Origin of the sequence: Microbispora sp. NBC_01389 (assembly GCF_045040095.1) — a bacterium.
In the GTDB taxonomy this organism is placed as follows: Bacteria; Actinomycetota; Actinomycetes; order Streptosporangiales; family Streptosporangiaceae; genus Microbispora.
Window position 1 is genome coordinate 1,180,809 of sequence record NZ_CP109552.1, and the last position, 15,752, is coordinate 1,196,560.

14 protein-coding genes are annotated in these 15,752 nt (G+C 71.6%); 3 read left to right on the forward strand and 11 right to left on the reverse strand.

Annotated features, from left to right (window positions below; translation table 11 throughout):
• Positions 1 to 28: 28 nt before the first annotated feature.
• Positions 29 to 2,296, reverse strand: coding sequence for an ABC transporter ATP-binding protein (locus OG344_RS05115; RefSeq protein WP_405087194.1), 2,268 nt, complete (start codon positions 2,294 to 2,296; stop codon positions 29 to 31).
• 35 nt (positions 2,297 to 2,331) lie between these two features.
• Entirely contained in the window at positions 2,332 to 2,541 is a 210-nt protein-coding gene (locus OG344_RS05120) for an MbtH family protein (RefSeq protein ID WP_150938947.1), read from the reverse strand.
• Positions 2,542 to 2,790: 249 nt separating this feature from the next.
• Here OG344_RS05120 and OG344_RS05125 point away from each other — a divergent pair, with 249 nt between their 5' ends.
• A complete protein-coding gene (locus OG344_RS05125; RefSeq protein ID WP_405087195.1) occupies positions 2,791 to 3,456 on the forward strand; it encodes a response regulator transcription factor in 666 nt (221 codons plus the stop codon).
• Complete coding sequence (locus OG344_RS05130) at positions 3,453 to 4,736, forward strand: ATP-binding protein (protein WP_327048103.1); 1,284 nt, start codon at positions 3,453 to 3,455, stop codon at positions 4,734 to 4,736. Before OG344_RS05125 ends, OG344_RS05130 begins: the two co-directional genes overlap by 4 nt.
• A gap of 25 nt (positions 4,737 to 4,761) precedes the next feature.
• Here the strand turns inward: OG344_RS05130 and OG344_RS05135 are convergent, their stop codons facing one another.
• The 9 genes from OG344_RS05135 to OG344_RS05175 all read right to left on the reverse strand — a co-directional run bounded on the left by OG344_RS05135 (position 4,762) and on the right by OG344_RS05175 (position 13,113).
• Complete coding sequence (locus OG344_RS05135) at positions 4,762 to 5,565, reverse strand: alpha/beta hydrolase (RefSeq protein ID WP_327048104.1); 804 nt, start codon at positions 5,563 to 5,565, stop codon at positions 4,762 to 4,764.
• Positions 5,566 to 5,580: 15 nt separating this feature from the next.
• Positions 5,581 to 7,065 carry a tryptophan 7-halogenase gene (locus OG344_RS05140; protein ID WP_327048105.1) on the reverse strand — a complete coding sequence of 495 codons (1,485 nt, stop codon included), beginning with the start codon at positions 7,063 to 7,065 and terminating at the stop codon, positions 5,581 to 5,583.
• A 26-nt stretch (positions 7,066 to 7,091) separates the two neighbouring features.
• The gene (gene dpgC / locus OG344_RS05145; RefSeq protein WP_405087196.1) at positions 7,092 to 8,405 is read right to left on the reverse strand and encodes a (3,5-dihydroxyphenyl)acetyl-CoA 1,2-dioxygenase DpgC; all 1,314 of its coding nucleotides are present in this window, start codon (positions 8,403 to 8,405) and stop codon (positions 7,092 to 7,094) included.
• On the reverse strand, positions 8,402 to 9,055 hold the full coding sequence (dpgB, locus tag OG344_RS05150; RefSeq protein WP_405087197.1) for an enoyl-CoA-hydratase DpgB: 654 nt from the start codon (positions 9,053 to 9,055) through the stop codon (positions 8,402 to 8,404). Before dpgB ends, dpgC begins: the two co-directional genes overlap by 4 nt.
• Before the next feature lie 26 nt (positions 9,056 to 9,081).
• A complete protein-coding gene (gene dpgA / locus OG344_RS05155; protein WP_405087198.1) occupies positions 9,082 to 10,191 on the reverse strand; it encodes a 3,5-dihydroxyphenylacetyl-CoA synthase DpgA in 1,110 nt (369 codons plus the stop codon).
• A 320-nt stretch (positions 10,192 to 10,511) separates the two neighbouring features.
• On the reverse strand, positions 10,512 to 11,687 hold the full coding sequence (locus tag OG344_RS05160; protein WP_405087199.1) for a TIGR04500 family putative peptide maturation system protein: 1,176 nt from the start codon (positions 11,685 to 11,687) through the stop codon (positions 10,512 to 10,514).
• A 1-nt stretch (position 11,688) separates the two neighbouring features.
• Positions 11,689 to 12,675 carry an MvdC/MvdD family ATP grasp protein gene (locus tag OG344_RS05165; protein ID WP_405087200.1) on the reverse strand — a complete coding sequence of 329 codons (987 nt, stop codon included), beginning with the start codon at positions 12,673 to 12,675 and terminating at the stop codon, positions 11,689 to 11,691.
• Positions 12,676 to 12,787: 112 nt separating this feature from the next.
• Positions 12,788 to 12,940, reverse strand: a complete 153-nt coding sequence (locus OG344_RS05170; protein WP_204287722.1) for a hypothetical protein — start codon at positions 12,938 to 12,940, stop codon at positions 12,788 to 12,790.
• Between the two features lie 17 nt (positions 12,941 to 12,957).
• Positions 12,958 to 13,113, reverse strand: coding sequence for a hypothetical protein (locus tag OG344_RS05175; protein WP_405087201.1), 156 nt, complete (start codon positions 13,111 to 13,113; stop codon positions 12,958 to 12,960).
• Positions 13,114 to 13,357: 244 nt separating this feature from the next.
• Between OG344_RS05175 and OG344_RS05180 the strand changes: the two genes are divergently transcribed.
• Entirely contained in the window at positions 13,358 to 15,508 is a 2,151-nt protein-coding gene (locus OG344_RS05180; protein WP_405087202.1) for a peptidase domain-containing ABC transporter, read from the forward strand.
• Positions 15,509 to 15,752: the final 244 nt, after the last annotated feature.

A 15,752-nucleotide genomic window follows, 5' to 3' on the forward strand; every position in this document is an offset into this window, starting at 1 on the left:
GCGTGTGGCCGGGGTCCCGCTGTCCCTGCTAGGGGCGTCCCGGGGGCGGCCCTCCGTGGAACGGCCCGGGCGGCCCTCCAGGTACGGGCCCGGGACCACCAGGACCGGGACCGCCGGGGTAGGGACCGGGAGGGCCACCCGGGCCCGGGCCGCCAGGACCATGAACACCGGGACCATGAACACCGGGACCGTGGCCACCGGAGAAGGGCCCGGGAGGGCCACCGGGCACGGGACCGTGCCCACCGTGCCCACCGTGCCCACCGGGACCATTGGGACCATTGGGACCAGGCCCGCCGGGATAGGGGCCGCCCACGGGCCGGGGGCCCGGGTGGGCGAAGTGACCGTCGTGGGGAGCCGCGCCGACCGGGAGCGGACCCGCGGCGAAGTCGTCCGCGGGAGCGGAGTCGCCGTTCGCGGACGACGGCCGGCCGGCGAACTGCGTGCGGTAGAGCTCGGCGTACATGCCGCCGCGCTCCAGCAGTTCCTCGTGGGTCCCGCTCTCCCTGACCTGTCCCTTGTCGATGACGAGGATCTGGTCGGCGTCCCTGATCGTGGAGAGCCGGTGGGCGATGACGAGCGAGGTGCGTCCCGTCAACGCGGTCTTCAGCGCCCGCTGCAGGGCCGCCTCCGACTCGGAGTCGAGATGCGCGGTCGCCTCGTCCAGGACGACGATCGGCGGGGCCTTGAGCAGCAGCCGGGCCATCGCGATGCGCTGCTTCTCGCCGCCGGACAGCCGGTAGCCGCGATCGCCGACGACGGTGTCGAAGCCGTCCGGCAGGGAGGTGATCAGGGGCCAGATCTGGGCGGCCCGGCACGCCTCGACCAGTTCCTCCTCAGTGGCGCCCGGCTTGGCGTAGAGCAGGTTCTCCCTGATGGTCTGGTGGAAGAGGTGGGCGTCCTGCGTGACCATGCCGACGGTGTCGCGCAGCGAGTCGAGCGTCAGGTCGCGCAGGTCACGGCCACCGATCCGTACGCTGCCCTCGACCGGGTCGTACAGCCGCGGCACCAGGTGGGTGATGGTGGTCTTCCCGGCTCCGGACGGCCCCACGAGCGCGGTCAGCTTCCCGGCCGGCACGCGGAAGCTCAGCTCACGCAGCGTCCAGGCGTTGCCGACGCGTTCCACGGCGGGCAGCGCGATCGACTCAAGGGAGGCCAGCGAGACGTCGGCGGCGGCCGGGTAGCGGAAGGACACCCCGTCGAACTCGATGTCGGGAGCGGCCCCGGTGACGGGCAGGGGCGCCGCGTCCGGCTTCTCCGCGATGAGCGGCTTAAGGTCGAGCACCTCGAAGACGCGGTCGAAGCTGACCAGTGCCGTGAGAATGCTGCTCTGGGCGCTGGAGAGCTGGTTGATCGGGCCGAACAGCCGGGTGAGCAGCGTCGCGAGCGCCACCAGCGTGCCGATCTGGAAGACGCCGTTGATCGCCAGGCCGCCGCCCAGGCCGTACACCATCGCGGTGGCGAGGGCGCTCAGCAGGGTGATCGACAGAAAGAGGAGCTGGCCGTAGACGTACGTCCGGACGCCGATGTCGCGGACCCTGGCCGCCAGGCGGGAGAACGCGCGGGTCTCGGACTGGGGCGAGCCGTAGAGCTTGGCCAGCAGGGCGCCCGTGACGTTGAAGCGCTCGTTCATCAACGAGCCCATCTCGGCGTTGGTCTCCATCATCGTCCGGGTGAGCCGCTGCAGCCGGTTTCCGACGAGCTTGCCCGGCAGGACGAAGAACGGCAGCACGAGCAGGGAGATCAGCGTGATCTGCCAGGACAGCGCGAACATCGTGATCATGACGAGCACGAGCGTCAGCCCGGCGGAGGCGACGGTGGACAGCAGCGACGTGACGGCCTGCTGCGCCCCGATCACGTCGGTGTTCAGCCGGCTCACCAGTGCGCCGGTCTGCGCCCTGGTGAAGAACGCGAGCGGCTGCCGCTGCACATGGTCGAAGACCTGGGTGCGCAGGTCGTAGATGAGCCCCTCGCTGATCCGCGCGGAGTAGGCGGCGACGGCGTAGCCGAGCCCCGCCGACAGGACGGCCATGCCGGCCACGGCCAGCGAGGTCCGCACGACCACGGGCACGTCGTGCCTGAGGATGCCGTTGTCGATGACGGCCTTGAACAACAGGGGCGTCGCCACCGTGATTCCGGCGTTCACCACGGTGCAGCTGAAAAGTAAAATGATATGGCGAAGATATGGCCTGGTGTACGGCAGGATCCTTCTCGTGGTGCCCGGCTTGATCTGCTGCCTGGACACCGGCGAATCGGGCCCCATTCCGCGTATCATCACCGGCCCCGGGCCGCCGATCATCGAGGATGTCCCCCGTTTCCGCGGTCGCCCGCCACCTACTGCCCCATCTGGTCGATGAGGCTCTTCGGGCGCATGTCGGTCCAGTTCTCCTCGACGTAGTCGAGGCAGGCCTTACGGGTGTCCTCGCCGAACACGACCTTCCAGCCGGCCGGCACGGTGGCGAACGCCGGCCAGAGCGAATGCTGCCCCTCGTCGTTCACCAGGACGTAGAAGGTGCCGTTTTCATCGTCGAAGGGATTGGCCATGACCACTCCAATTAAAATTGTCCGCGGCTGACCGGGGTCACACTAATCCGGCCCTTGGGGACCGGCAAGGGCCGCCCGTCCAAGTGCGCGTTCCCCGCACTTGGACGCCAATTCATCGGCGCCCGCCAATTGATTTACGGCCGTTAATAACGAGGAACGCGCGATGATACGCCGCGGAAACCGCCGCTGGACGATGATGGAGGAAGTTGTCAAGGTTGAAGTGGTCTGACAGAAAGCGGGGACGGACCGGTGCGAGTGCTGGTGGTGGAGGACGACGAGGAGATGGCGCAGACCGTGGCGGTCGGCCTGCGGCGCGCGTACATGGCGGTGGACATCGCGCTGGACGGCCCGAGCGGCCTGGAACGCGCGTTGTGCAACGACTACGACGTGATCGTGCTCGACCGTGACCTACCGGGACTGCACGGCGACGAGGTGTGCGCCAAGCTCATCGAGGCGGGCTGCCGGAGCCGGGTGCTCATGCTCACGGCCGCCGCGACGACGGAGGACCTGGTCGACGGCCTCAACCGCGGAGCCGACGACTACCTGCCCAAGCCGTTCGACTTTCCCGCGCTGCTCGCCAGGATCGGGGCGCTGGCGCGGCGGTCGCATCCGGCGGTGCCTCCGGTGATCCGCCACGGTGATCTCGTGCTGGACGCCGCCCGGCGCACCGTGACCAGGAGTGGCCGGGTGCTGGATCTGGCGCCGAAGGAGTTCGGCGTGCTGGAGCTGCTGCTGGTCTCCAGGGGCCGGGTCGTGTCGGCGGAGGAACTGCTCGAACGCGTCTGGGACGAGGCCGCCGACCCCTTCACCAACGCGGTGAAGATCACGATCAGCCGGTTGCGCACGAAACTGGGCGACCCGCCCATCATCCAGACCGCGGCCAAGCGCGGCTACCAGATATCGGGAAGCCAATGAACGGAATCTCCGGATTCTCCAGGCGGGTGGCCCTGAGGCACCTGCCGCGCCGCACCGTCCGGCTGCGGCTGACGTTCCTGTACGGCGGCCTGTACCTGGTCTCGGGGGCGGCGCTGCTGGCCGTCACCTACATCCTGGTGCACCACGCCGTGTCCAGTCAGGTCGTCTCGGGCCAGACGCTGCTCCCGCCGCACGACGGCGGCGGCCTGCAGCCGGACGGCGTGCCGGGGCCGGGCCCGGGCAGCAACGAGGGCGCGGTCATGGACATGCTCCCGCCGGAGGCGGCCGAGGCGATGGAACACCAGCGCTCGACCCTGCTCGACCAGTTGCTCGTCCAGTCGGGGATCGCGCTCGGGATCATGTCGCTGATCTCGCTCGCGCTCGGCTGGATCGTGGCCGGCCGCATCCTGCGCCCCCTGCGTACGATCACCGCGGCCGCCCGCGACATCTCGGCGACGAGCCTGAACCGGCGCCTGGCGCTCCAGGGCCCGAGCGACGAGCTCAAGGAGCTCGGCGACACCTTCGACGACCTGCTGGGCCGGCTGGAGGCGAGCTTCCTCGCGCAACGGCAGTTCGTCGCGAACGCCTCGCACGAGCTGCGGACGCCGCTGGCCCGGCAGCGCACGCTGGGCCAGGTCGCGTTGTCGGACCCCGAGGCGAGCGTCGACTCCCTGCGCGCCGCGCACGAGCGGATCCTCGTGGCGGGCGCGCAGCAGGAGCGGCTGATCGAGGCGCTGCTCACGCTGACCCGCGGTCACGCGGGCATCGAGGTGCGCCAGCCGTTCGACCTGGGGCAGCTCACGCGGGAGGTGACCGGCGCGCGCGCCCAGGAGGCGGCGCTGCGGTCGGTGACGCTGCGGGTGCGGACCGAGCCGGCGACCGCCGCGGGCAACCGGAACCTGGCCGAGCGTCTCGTCGTCAACCTCGTCGACAACGCGATCAAGTACAACGCGGACGACGGCTGGGTGGACGTGTCGGTCCGCGTGATGGCCGGCCACGCGGTGCTCACCGTCGCCAACAGCGGGCCGGTCGTGCCGCCCGAGGCCGTCGAGCGCCTCTTCCAGCCGTTCCAGCGGCTCGGCACGGCGCGTACGGGCGGACGCCGGGACGGGCTCGGCCTGGGGCTGTCGATCGTGCAGGCCATCGCGGCGGCCCACGGCGCCCGCCTCACGACGGTCGCGCGGCCCGAGGGCGGCCTGATCACCACGGTCTCCTTCCCCGTCGTGACCCCGCACCACGCCCCGGACGGCAACGGCGCGACGCCGGTGCGGACCGGCTGAGACGACAGGCCGCGTACGGCACTCGCTAACCGCGGCCGAAGAACTCGATGATCGCGGCGTTCACCTCGCGGGGCCGCTCCAGGTATCCGTAGTGCCCGCAGCCGGGGATCTCCAGGTGGAGTGCGCCCGGGATCGCCTCGGCCACCTCCCGGGTCAGCCGCGGCCGGATGATCAGATCGTCGGCGAAGCCGATGACCAGGCAGGGGCAGTCGATGTCCCGGTAGGCCGGCAGCCGGTTGGGGATCACCTGAAGGGTGAGCTGCCCGCGCACGGCCGCGCGGTCCACCGCCGACATCTCGAACACGTCGAGCCAGTCCCTGATCTGCTCCTCGTCGCTGAGCGTGCGCGGCGACAGGTTCGACACGGCCTGGAGGTAGGCGCCGAAGCGCGGCGGCAGGACCGTCCCGCTGTCGCAGAGCTCGAGCTCGGCGGCCGTCATCGCGGCCACGAACGCGTCGGTCCGGCCGCAGGAGGCCATCAGGACGGCCTGCCGTACGAGGCCGGGCCGGGCCAGGAGCAGCTCCTGGACGATGATCGCGCCCAGGGAGAAGCCCACGACCCGGCACGGTCCCAGTTCGAGGTGCTCGATGAGGCCGGCGACGTCGGCGGCCATGTCGTCGAGGGTGAAGCCGCCGGGGCACAGGTCGCTCGGCGGAACGCCCCGGTTGTCGACGGTGACGACGCGATGGCCGGCCGCCTTCAGCGCGGGCACCTGGTGCGTCCGCCAGATCCGGCCGGGCGCCCCGGTGCCCGTGACCAGGACGACCGGGTCTCCGGAGCCGTAGTCGTCGTAACCCAGGGTGATCCCGTTGACCCGGGCGACCGGCATCGTCTCTCCTCCCGCCTACGCCTTGGCCGGCAGCCAGAACAGCCCGTCGTTGCTGGTGACGAGGCCGCCGGGGAACATGGGCACGTCGGGCCCGAGATCCTCGCCGAGGAAGGCCCGGCTCTGCACCTGGGCGCCCTCCTGCATCGCCTGCCGTACGGCCGACGACTTGAACAGCGGCGCCATGTTGCCCTCGCGGTCGGCGGCCAGCTCGTCGATCGCGGCGGCGAACTCGGCCGACTTGTCCTTCATTCGCACCGCGGCCGACTCGGCGTCCCGGAGGGCGAACTCCGAGGAGGACACGCCCGCGACGAGCTCGACGAAGGACTCCAGCTCGGTGTGCCCGCTGTGGGTGACCTTCTTGGCCGACCAGAAGTAGGAGTCCTCGTCCCGGTGCATGTCGTAGAACGACATCAGGAACTCGTAGAACACGCCGTACTCCCGGCGGTAGCGCGCCTCGAACTCGGTGAAGGCCTCCTCCTCGCCGACCAGCCCCGCGAGGGCGCTGTTGATGGACCGCGAGGCCAGCAGGGCGCTGTACGTGGCCAGGTGGACGCCGGAGGAGAAGACCGGGTCGACGAAGCACGCCGCGTCGCCGATCAGCACGAACCCGGGCCGCCAGAACGTGGTCTGGTGGTAGGAGTAGTCCTTCCGCGCGCGGATCTGCCCGTACTGGCCCTCCGTCACGCGGGTGGCGCCGGACAGGTAGTCCTTGATCAGCGGGCACTCGTCGATCAGCGCGGACAGCGAGGCCTCGGGGTCGCCCTGGACCTTCTCCGCGTTCTCCCTGCGGACGACCGCGCCCACGCTCGTAAGGGTGTCGCTGAGAGGGATGTACCAGAACCACCCGCTCTTGAAGGCCACCGACAGGATGTTGCCGGAGAAGGGCGCGGGCAGCCGCCTGCCGCCCTCGAAGTAGCCGAACAGCGCCAGGCTGCGGAAGAACTCGGAGTAGACGCGGGTGCCGCCGACCTTCTTGTAGATGCGGCTGCCGTTGCCGGAGGCGTCCACCACGAACCGCGCGTACGCCCGGTGCTCGGCGCCGTCCTCGCCGGAGTACGTCACGCCGACGACCCGGCCGTCCTCCTCGACGACGTCGCCCACCTGCGTCCGGAAGCGGACCTCCGCGCCCTTCGACACGGCGTTGTCCAGCAGGATCTTGTCGAACTTCGACCGCTCCACCTGGTACGCGTACGACGTGGAGCTCGCGATCTTGGGTGACACCGAGAACGAGAACGTCCACGGCTCCGGCTTGGCCCCCCAGCGGAACGTGCCGCCCTTCTTGTGGGTGAATCCCGCCGCCGCCAGGTCGTCGGTCACTCCGATCAGTTTGCACACGCCGTGGATCGTCGACGGCAGCAGCGACTCGCCGATCTGGTATCGGGGAAAGGTCTCCTTCTCCAGGACGAGCACCCGGTGGCCCTGCATCGCCACGAGAGCGGCCAGCGTGGCGCCGCCCGGGCCGCCGCCCACCACTACGACATCGAATTCCTCGCGTTCCACCGCCATTGCCTCCTTTTTCGTTCCCTTTAACGGGATCCCGGCTTGGCACCGAATTTGCCGACCTTGTCGATTACGTCCTCGCTGTAGAGGCGGATGGCCTGCTGAAGCGCGAATTCCGCCAGGTAGACGCGGAAGGCGTCGACGGACTCGTCGGCGAGGTTCAGCATCCGCCGGTTGGCCAGCACCGCCGCGCCGTCGAGCCGGGCCAGGGCGCGCTCGACCGCGGCGTCCATTTCGGCCGGCTCCACGATCTCGTCGGCCAGCAGCCGCGCGTCCGGCTCGGTGGCCCACAGGCGGCGGCCCGTCAGGATGATCTGTCGGGCCAGGCGTGGCCCGGCGAACCTGGTCAGCCTGAGGTTCGCGGCCCCCGGGACGATCCCCTCCTTGGCCGCGGGCAGGCTGAAGTAGGCGTCGGAGGCGGCCAGCACGTGATCGAAGACCAGCAGGAGCTGGGTCGCGCCGCCGATGGCGAACCCGTCCACGGCGGCGACCCACGGCTTCTCGACGAACGGCGAGTGCCAGGCGCCGTCCCGCACGCGCACCCCACGCATGATCTTGTGGAGGTAGCCGAGCTCGCGCCGCAGCAGGAAGTCGACCAGGGAGATGCCCCCGGAGCTCAGGCTCTTGAGGTTGATGCCGGCGCTGAAGACCCGCCTGCCCCGATAGCGGGGGTGGCTCATCTCCCCGCCCCGCACGAGGCACACGCGGACGCCGGGGTCGAGCAGGGCCAGGTCGACCGCGGTCTCCATGTCGTCGACCTGCCGGCCGTCCTCGGCGTTCAGGCAGTCGTCGCGGCACAGGGTGAGGCGCGCGACCCCGTCATCGCGCACCAGCCGTACGGCCTCCATCTCGGCCACGCCGGTCCTGAGGAAGTCGGGCAGCAGGCGCAGGGCGCGCGGGGTGGGCCGGAGCATGGCGTCGACCAGGTGGCGCCCGGCCCGGGGCGAGGCGAGGATCGCCCGCAGGAAGATGCCCTGGTCGATCTCGCGTCCCTCCTTGCCGGCCTGCGCCCGGTCATGCTCGGCGGCGAGTTGCGCGGCGGTGGGCACCAGCCCGGGGAAGGCGTCCGCGGCGGCCTCGACCAGCTCGCCGACGCGCAGTTCGCGCTTGCCGCCCTCCGTGAGCCGGTCGTGGACGTCCTCGGCGTACGCCTCCATGAACCGCGTGCGGAGGAGCCGGATCTCGTCCTTGATCTCGTCGGCCGCCGCGCGCTCCGCCTCCGTACGGGCACCCGGCTCGGGCAACTCGGCCAGCTGGGTCTCGGCCCGTTCGGCCGCCTCGGACAGCGCCGCGCTCGCGACCTCCAGGACCGTGGCGCCGCCCACCGTGCCGCCGCTCATGAGGCCGCGCTCCTGCGCAGGGCGCGGTCGCAGGCCGCCAGGTGGGTCCCGAGCGCGTCCTCGAAGCTGGTCCGGGCCGCGTCGAACATGAGCTGACGCCGGATCGCCATGTCCCTGCCGGGCGCGTCGTCCGTGAGCGCCGCGAGGGCGGCGGCGGGATCGTCGCTCAGCCCGTCGAGGAGGTACAGCGCCAGCGCCCGCTCCGCGGAGATCGGCGCGCCGCCGAGCACCGCCCGCCGTACGCCGCCGACCCCCGCCTGCTGGGTGAGCCGGTAGAGCGCCATGCCGGGCCACACGGCGCCGCCGTACGCCGGGACGACCAGGCGGGCGCCGGGGGCGGCGACCCTGAGGTCGGTGGCCAGCAGGACCTCCAGCGCGGTGCCGCCGCAGTCGCCGAGGACCACCGCGCAGGTGCGCACGGGCAGCCGTTCGAGGCGGCGCAGCGCGCGCTCCCACTTGGACACCAGGCCGATGTCGAGCCCGCCGGGCACAGGACCGGACGCGGTGCCGGAAGCGGCGCCGTCCGGGACGCCGGACAGGGCGATCACGACCGGGCCGGGGTCCGCGTGGTCCTCGGCGGCGTCGCAGAGCGTCTGGACCGCCTCGACCAGCCCGGCCGAGAGAGGGAGAGCGCCGTCGACCGACAGCATGGGTTCCCCTTCGCTTCCCGGCGGCCTCACCACTGGATCAGCGCCGTCTCGATGGTGGAGCCGGGCCCCATGGTCATGAGCACGCCGTAGTCGCCGGGCCTGGCGACCTCCTCGGCCAGCAGGCGCTCGTAGGAGAACAGGAACGAGGCGCTGGAGACGTTTCCGTAGTCGCGCAGGACGCCGATGGTGTGCCGGACGTCGTGCCGGCTGAGCCCGAGGTTGACCATGACGGCGTCGATGACCTTCTTGCCGCCGGAGTGGACGAGCCAGTGCCCGATCTCGCTGCGGCGCAGCCCCGTCCCGGCCAGCAGGCGGTCGACGACGATCTCGGCGTGCGCGCCCACGACGTAGGGGATCTGGGGGTCGAGGAAGAAGCTGAACCTGTCCTGCGCCCGGTCCCAGTCGTAACGCATCGCGTCGAGCGCGTCGGTGATGATGAGGCTGGCGAACCTGAGGATGCGCGGCCCGGCGGGCGCGGCCTCGCCGGCGCCCGCGACCAGGGCGAGCGCGGCGGCGCCGTCGCCGAAGAGGCTGTTGACGACCGCCGTGCGCATGGTGCCGTCCAGCGCGTACGCGGCCGAGCACGCCTCACTGCACAGGACGACCGCGAGTTCGCCGGGATGGGCCGCGGACCAGCCGGACACGACGCCGAGCGCGTTCAGCCCGGCGTTGCAGCCCATGCCCACGATGTCGGAGCGGCTGCAGTGCGGGTCGATGCCGAGTTCTCTGATGATCAGGGCGCTCAGGCCGGGGGTAAGGAAACCGGTGGAGGTCACGCAGCACAGGTGACGCAGGTCGGACAGGCCGGCGCCGGCGTTCTTCAGGCACGATTCCAGCGCCCGCGCGCCCATCTCGACGGCGAGCCTCTTGTGTTTGTCGAGCAGGTCACCCTGGGGCTCCGGGGTGCGCCTGCCGCTCTCGTCCGCCGGGGGCAGCGTGAGGTGACGCCGGGTGATCGCGCTGTTGAGGAACACCGAGCGGATCTTGGGGTTGTCGATGTCGAGGAGTTCGAGCACTTCGGACTGCGTGAACGACGTGTCGGACACCGCGGTGCCCACGCCGGCCATGCGGGAGATCTCCGGCAGCCGGGGGGTGGCCGTGACGACGGCGGCGGGGCGCTCCATGCTGATCGTCATCGGTACATCCATCCCCACGTCCGGAGCTTGCCGCGGAGAATTGTCTTCACCTGGTCTTCCGTCATTTCCTCACCTCTGGTGAAAAATCCGGAACAGAGGTGAGAACCGTAATCTCCACAATGGAAGATCAGCAATGGAAAGTGTCCAAGTGCGGAATTCCCCGCCCGCGACCACCGCTTCAGCCCGGACGGCGGGAAACCGAAATCACAAAATCCGCGATAATTCAACGGCCGGACGGTTCAATACTCGCTCTCGTTCACGCGCGCCGTCACCGGTGTGCTCCTTATAGATGCCGATCGTGCCGTTTTCCCGCCGGGCCGTCACCCGCCGGCGGCCAGGGACGTCGCCGAGGCGCCGCGCGAACCGTCCGGCGTCCGGAGCGCCCGGGTGACCGAGCCGGTCCGTCGCGCGGTGCCCCACATCCACTCGACGCTCGCCTCGGCGCGCCTGCGCGCGAGCCAGTCGTCGAAGACGCGGTTCTCGATCGCCCTCCGGGTCTCGTCGTCGAGGACGGCGGGGCGCACCTCCAGTACGCAGGTGACCAGCGGCTCCGGCCCGCCGCCGAGGACCTCCCCAGCACCGGCGCCGACGGCGTCCGGGCCGAGTTCGCGGCGGTACACGAGCGCCGGCCGGACGTCCGCGCCGTACTCGAAGGACTCTTCGGCGACCTTCGCGAAGGTCTCCGCCCGGGCCTCTTCGGCGGCCTTCGGGAAGGTCTGTCCACGAGTTTCCGCGGCGTCCTTCCCGGCGGCCGGGGCGAGCGGACCGCTCCCGGGCCGTGCGCGGTCCCGCAGCCGCCCGGCCGCCGCCCGGGCGGCTTCGAGGTGGGGATACCGCAGGCGCACCACGCACAGGCGGTCGTGGTCACCCGGGTCGGCGGCGAACAGTTCGGCCGCGCCGTCGGCGGCCACCCGGCGGCGCAGCCGGGCGATGGCGGCCTCCTGGTGGACGATCATCTCCAGCGACGCGTGGTCGAGCCCGCGTTCCGCCATCCAGTCACGGGTGGCCCGCACGGTGAGCAGGCCCCGGGACCGCCGGAAGGCGTCCATCGCCTCCTGAAGCTCCTCGGCGGACAGCTCGACCGGCTCCCGCTCCAGCTCCTGCTCCACCAGGGCGGCGTTCACCAGGCGGGCGGCCGTCGAGCTGTCCCCCCACAGCCCGTCGAGCACGGCCATGGCCTGCTCCATCCTGACGTCCACGCCGTCGACGCGGACGACGACCTGCTCGCCGGCGCCGTGGCTGCCTCGCAGCGGCCACGGGACGGCCCGGGCCGGTGCGAACGCGACGGACACCGTGCCGTCCGGCGCCGGGATCAGCAGGTCGTAGTGGTGGCTCCCGCCGGGATGGTCGCGCTGCCAGACGAGGCGCATCGGCACGTCCGGATACCCGGCCCGCAGGTCGCCCAGCAGGCGCCTCGCGTCGGCCGGCTCGGCGCCGGAGACCCGGCGCAGGAAGGCCAGGGCGTCGTTCAGCAGGTGGTCGGGGAAAAGCGGCACGTCAGGCTCCTCGCAGGAGGTGTTCGCAGATGGCCTCGCTGATAGGGAGGCCGGTGAGGTGCTCCACCCACAGCCACTGCGCGTTGGGGTTCACTTCGAGGAAGACGTGACGGCCCTCGGGGGTGAGGATCAGGTCGATCGCCCCGTACGTGAGGCCGAGCCGCTCCATGAGGGTGAGACAGCGCGCCGCGACGTCGTCCGGCAGGCGGTGCGGACGGTGCGGGGTGACCCGCGTGTCGTAGCGCCGCCAGTCGACGGCGGACCGGTTGGACACCTGGGAGTGGATCTCCGCGGCGAAGATCCGGCGGCCGACGACGGTGACGCGCAACTCCAGGCGCTTGTCCACCCGCTCCTGCACGATCATCGGGCAGAACCGCAGCCCGTCGGCGTACGCCAGGTCGCGGGGCGACACCGGTTCGCTGAGACGCGTGACCGTGAGGCCGTCGCCGACGCCCTCGATGAAGGGGATGTGGAACGTCTTGGTGATGACGCGGCCGTCGTGCCGCTCGTGGAACGCGAAGAACGACTCCGGGTCCGTGGTGATCAGCGTGTCCGGTACGGCGAAGCCGAGCTCCGCCGCGAGGGCAAGCTGGGAGGCCTTCTGGCCGGACCGCCGCCAGACCGACTCGCGGGCGGGCAGCTGCGGGCACGGCAGGTGCTCCCACAGATCGCTGAGCAGGCTCTGGCACTCCTTGGCCGCGTGCGCGGCGACCGCCGGGTCGGTCAGCTCCGGATGCGGGGCGGGCGGGCTGGGACGGCGCCACCACAACGCGGTGACCGTGTCGAGCGCGATCTCCTCCGCACCGCCCCGCAGGAGGCGCGTCATGCGCCCGTCCGCCGCGTAGCCGACCTCCACCCTCCAGGAGACGGGGAAGCCGCCGGGGTCGAAGACGGTGACCCGCGCGCCGCGCTCGGCGAGCAGGGCGCCGACACGGTCGGCGTGGGGGTCGTCCTCACCCGTGAGGACGAGAACATGCGGAGATGGCAAGGCCGGGCCTTTCGTGATCACGGTGAAGGCGGGAGCGCCGCCGCGGGCGCTCCCACCCCGTGCCTCAGCGGCACTTCAGAGGCGCTCCGGAGAGCGCTTCAGTGAGCGGCGCTCAGAGGGCGATGTCGTCCCAGGAGCACATGTTGCCGCCGTACGAGCCCGTGTTGTACTCGGGCCACATGCCGCCGCTGACGCCCCGCAGGGTCTCCTCGTCGAGTTCGGCGCCCACGGCGTCGATGTCGGCGAGAACGGTCCGCACAGTCATTCCGGTGTCTCCTCGTCCTAGCAGTAGACGTCGTCGCGGCTGCCGGACCAGCCGGTGTAGCTGAAGGGCCCGTCGGGGTACATTCCGCCGTTGATCCCCTGGAGCCGGCTCTCGTCCAGCTCGGCGCCGACCTCGGAGATGTCGCGCAGCTCCGTGCGCGGGTCCTTGCCCATGTGAACTCCCTCCTTTCGTACGGGAGCCGGGGAGGCTCCCGTACGAACAAGGCTCGGTGGAAGATCTTGGAACCGTCTTGCGGGCAGATTGGAGGAGGGCTGCGTACCGCTGCAACCACAGATCGGCGGCGTGCCCGGCCCTCTCGCCGTGACCCCGGCGGCGCCGGGGGGCGGGCCCGGGACCGGTCCCCGCGCCGGATGATCCAAGTCGCCGCGCAGTGGGCGACGGAACACTGCGGGACCCATGAGGTTCAATCGCACGAGGGTCCCGCTGCTGTTCCAGGACTCCATGACCGAGTGCGGCGCCGCCTGCCTCGCCATGGTCCTCGGGGCACACGGTCACCACACCACGGTCCGCGCGCTCGCGGACGAGATGGGGATCGGGCGCGACGGCGGGACCGCTCTCTCACTCATCCGGGCGGCGCGCCGGCGAGGCCTCACCGCACGCGCCTTCTCCCTGCCCGCGGACGCGGTCCGGCACGTCCCCCTGCCCGCCGTGGCCCACTGGGAGTCCCGCCACTTCGTCGTCGTCGAGGCCCTCGGGGATGGCCGCGTCACGATCGCCGACCCGGGAACGGGGCGCCACCGGATCAGCGCCGAGGAGTTCGCCGAGTCCTTCAGCGGGGTCGTGCTCGTCTTCGAACCGGGGCCGGAGTTCGCCCGCGGGCGGTTCGGGACCGCGCGGAGCCGCTCGTGGCTCCGGTTCATCCGTACGGCGTTCGCCGCGCGGCGGTCGCTGGTCGCCCTGCTTGCCCTGCTCAGCGTCCTGACGCAGGCGTTCGGGCTCGTCCTGCCCGTCCTGACCGGGCTGATCGTCGACCGGGTCGTCCTCGCGGGCGAGCGGGACCTGATCACCGCCCTCGGCGCGGGCCTGCTCGCGGTCTTCGCCGCGCACACGGCGGTGGGGGTGCTGCGCGCGTTCACGCTCGCGGCCCTGCGCGTCCGCGCGGACGCCGACCTGCTGGAGATCACCGCGACCCGCCTGCTCGCGGCGCCGTTCCGGTTCTTCGCCGGGCGGACGTCGGTGGACCTGTCCAACAAGGTCATGGGGACCGTGCTGATCAGGGAGATCGTGACCGGCCAGGCCCTCCTCGCGGTCTTCGACGGCCCGCTGGCGCTGGGATACCTGGTCACGGTGGCCGTACGCAGCCCGCTGACCGGCGCCTGCCTGCTCGCCTTCGCGGCGGCCCAGGTCGCCCTGCTGCTGGCCACCCGGCGGCACGTGAGCGACCTGGCCCGCCGCGAGGCGGACACGCGCAGCGACGTCCAGGGCCGGCTCGTCGAGGTGGTGCGGGGCATCGAGAGCATCAAGGCCTCGGGTTCCGAACCCCGCGTCCGGCACCGGTGGACGAAGCTGCTCGCGGTGTACGTCGCCCGGGCCGGGCGCAGCAGCCGGGCCCAGGGCCTGCAGCAGGCGGTGTTCGACGCGCTCAGGTTCACGGCCCCGCTGGTCCTGGTGTGGGTCGGGGCGCGGCAGGTCGTCGGCGGGGAGATCTCCCTGGGAGAGATGCTCGGGCTGCAGGCCCTCGCGGCCGTCGCGCTCTCCCTGCTGTCCTCGCTGATCGGCGGCCTGCGGGCACTCCAGACCGCCCGGCCGTACGTGGACCGCCTGGCCGACGTCTGGGAGGCCGAGGCGGAGCCGGTCCCCCCGGACGCGGTGACCGCAGAGGTGAGCGGCCGCGTCAGCGCGGAGGGCGTGGGCTTCCGGTACACGGCGTCGGCGCCCTGGGTGGTGCGGGACGTCAGCGTGGAGGTCGCGCCGGGCCGGAAGCTCGCCCTGGTGGGCCGGTCGGGCTCGGGCAAGACCACCCTCGCCCGGGTGCTGCTCGGGCTCTTCGCCCCGGCCGAGGGGGAGATCCGCTACGACGGCCTCCCCGCCTCCCGCTTCGACCCGGGCGCGCTGCGCCGCCAGTTCGCGGTGGTGCCGCAGGAACCCGTGCTGTTCACCGGCACGATCGCCGAGAACATCGCGCTGAACGCTCCGGGCGCGCCGGCCGAGGAGATCGCCGAGGCGGCCCGCCTCGCCTGCGTCCACGACGACATCATGGCCATGCCCATGGGGTACGGCACCCTGCTCGCCGAGGGGGGCGGCCTGTCCGGAGGGCAGCGGCAGCGAGTCGCGCTGGCCAGGGCCCTGCTGTCCAGGCCGAGGCTGCTGCTCCTGGACGAGGCCACCAGCCACCTCGACACGGCGACGGAGGCGGCGATCGAGGCCAACCTCGCCGGGCTGGACATGACGCGCATCGTCATCGCCCACCGGCTGAGCACCGTGCTGGACGCCGATCTCATCCTCGTGCTGGAGGCCGGCCGGGTCGTGGAGGCCGGCGGTCACGCCGACCTGCTGCGGGCGGGCGGGCCGTACGCGCGCCTGGCCGGCGGCTCACCGCGGGCGTGACCGGCGGCGGGCCGGCCCAAGATTTTTCATTTCGGTCGTCACCCTTCCGACCTGCCCAGAAGCCGCATGGACGCCGCTCGGTCGCAGATCCACCTGCATGGATTCGGGCTAGATGGGAAAGGTCTCCACAAACCCACGGAAGAGACACGGTTTGACAACAAATATAACGATCGCCACTGTCAGGTAGCGGAGCGACGCGCTCCGGCCGCCGCCAGTCCGGCGGACAACATCACACCGCACGATA

What these genes read in the sequence shown, in the direction of transcription:
- OG344_RS05115 (WP_405087194.1), bottom strand. Translation starts at nt 2,296, where the DNA reads ATGATCGGCGGCCCGGGGCCGGTGATGATACGCGGAATGGGGCCCGAT.
- OG344_RS05120 (WP_150938947.1), bottom strand. Translation starts at nt 2,541, where the DNA reads ATGGCCAATCCCTTCGACGATGAAAACGGCACCTTCTACGTCCTGGTG.
- OG344_RS05130 (WP_327048103.1), top strand. Translation starts at nt 3,453, where the DNA reads ATGAACGGAATCTCCGGATTCTCCAGGCGGGTGGCCCTGAGGCACCTG.
- OG344_RS05135 (WP_327048104.1), bottom strand. Translation starts at nt 5,565, where the DNA reads ATGCCGGTCGCCCGGGTCAACGGGATCACCCTGGGTTACGACGACTAC.
- dpgC (WP_405087196.1), bottom strand. Translation starts at nt 8,405, where the DNA reads ATGAGCGGCGGCACGGTGGGCGGCGCCACGGTCCTGGAGGTCGCGAGC.
- dpgB (WP_405087197.1), bottom strand. Translation starts at nt 9,055, where the DNA reads ATGCTGTCGGTCGACGGCGCTCTCCCTCTCTCGGCCGGGCTGGTCGAG.
- dpgA (WP_405087198.1), bottom strand. Translation starts at nt 10,191, where the DNA reads ATGACGATCAGCATGGAGCGCCCCGCCGCCGTCGTCACGGCCACCCCC.
- OG344_RS05170 (WP_204287722.1), bottom strand. Translation starts at nt 12,940, where the DNA reads ATGACTGTGCGGACCGTTCTCGCCGACATCGACGCCGTGGGCGCCGAA.
- OG344_RS05175 (WP_405087201.1), bottom strand. Translation starts at nt 13,113, where the DNA reads ATGGGCAAGGACCCGCGCACGGAGCTGCGCGACATCTCCGAGGTCGGC.
- OG344_RS05180 (WP_405087202.1), top strand. Translation starts at nt 13,358, where the DNA reads ATGAGGTTCAATCGCACGAGGGTCCCGCTGCTGTTCCAGGACTCCATG.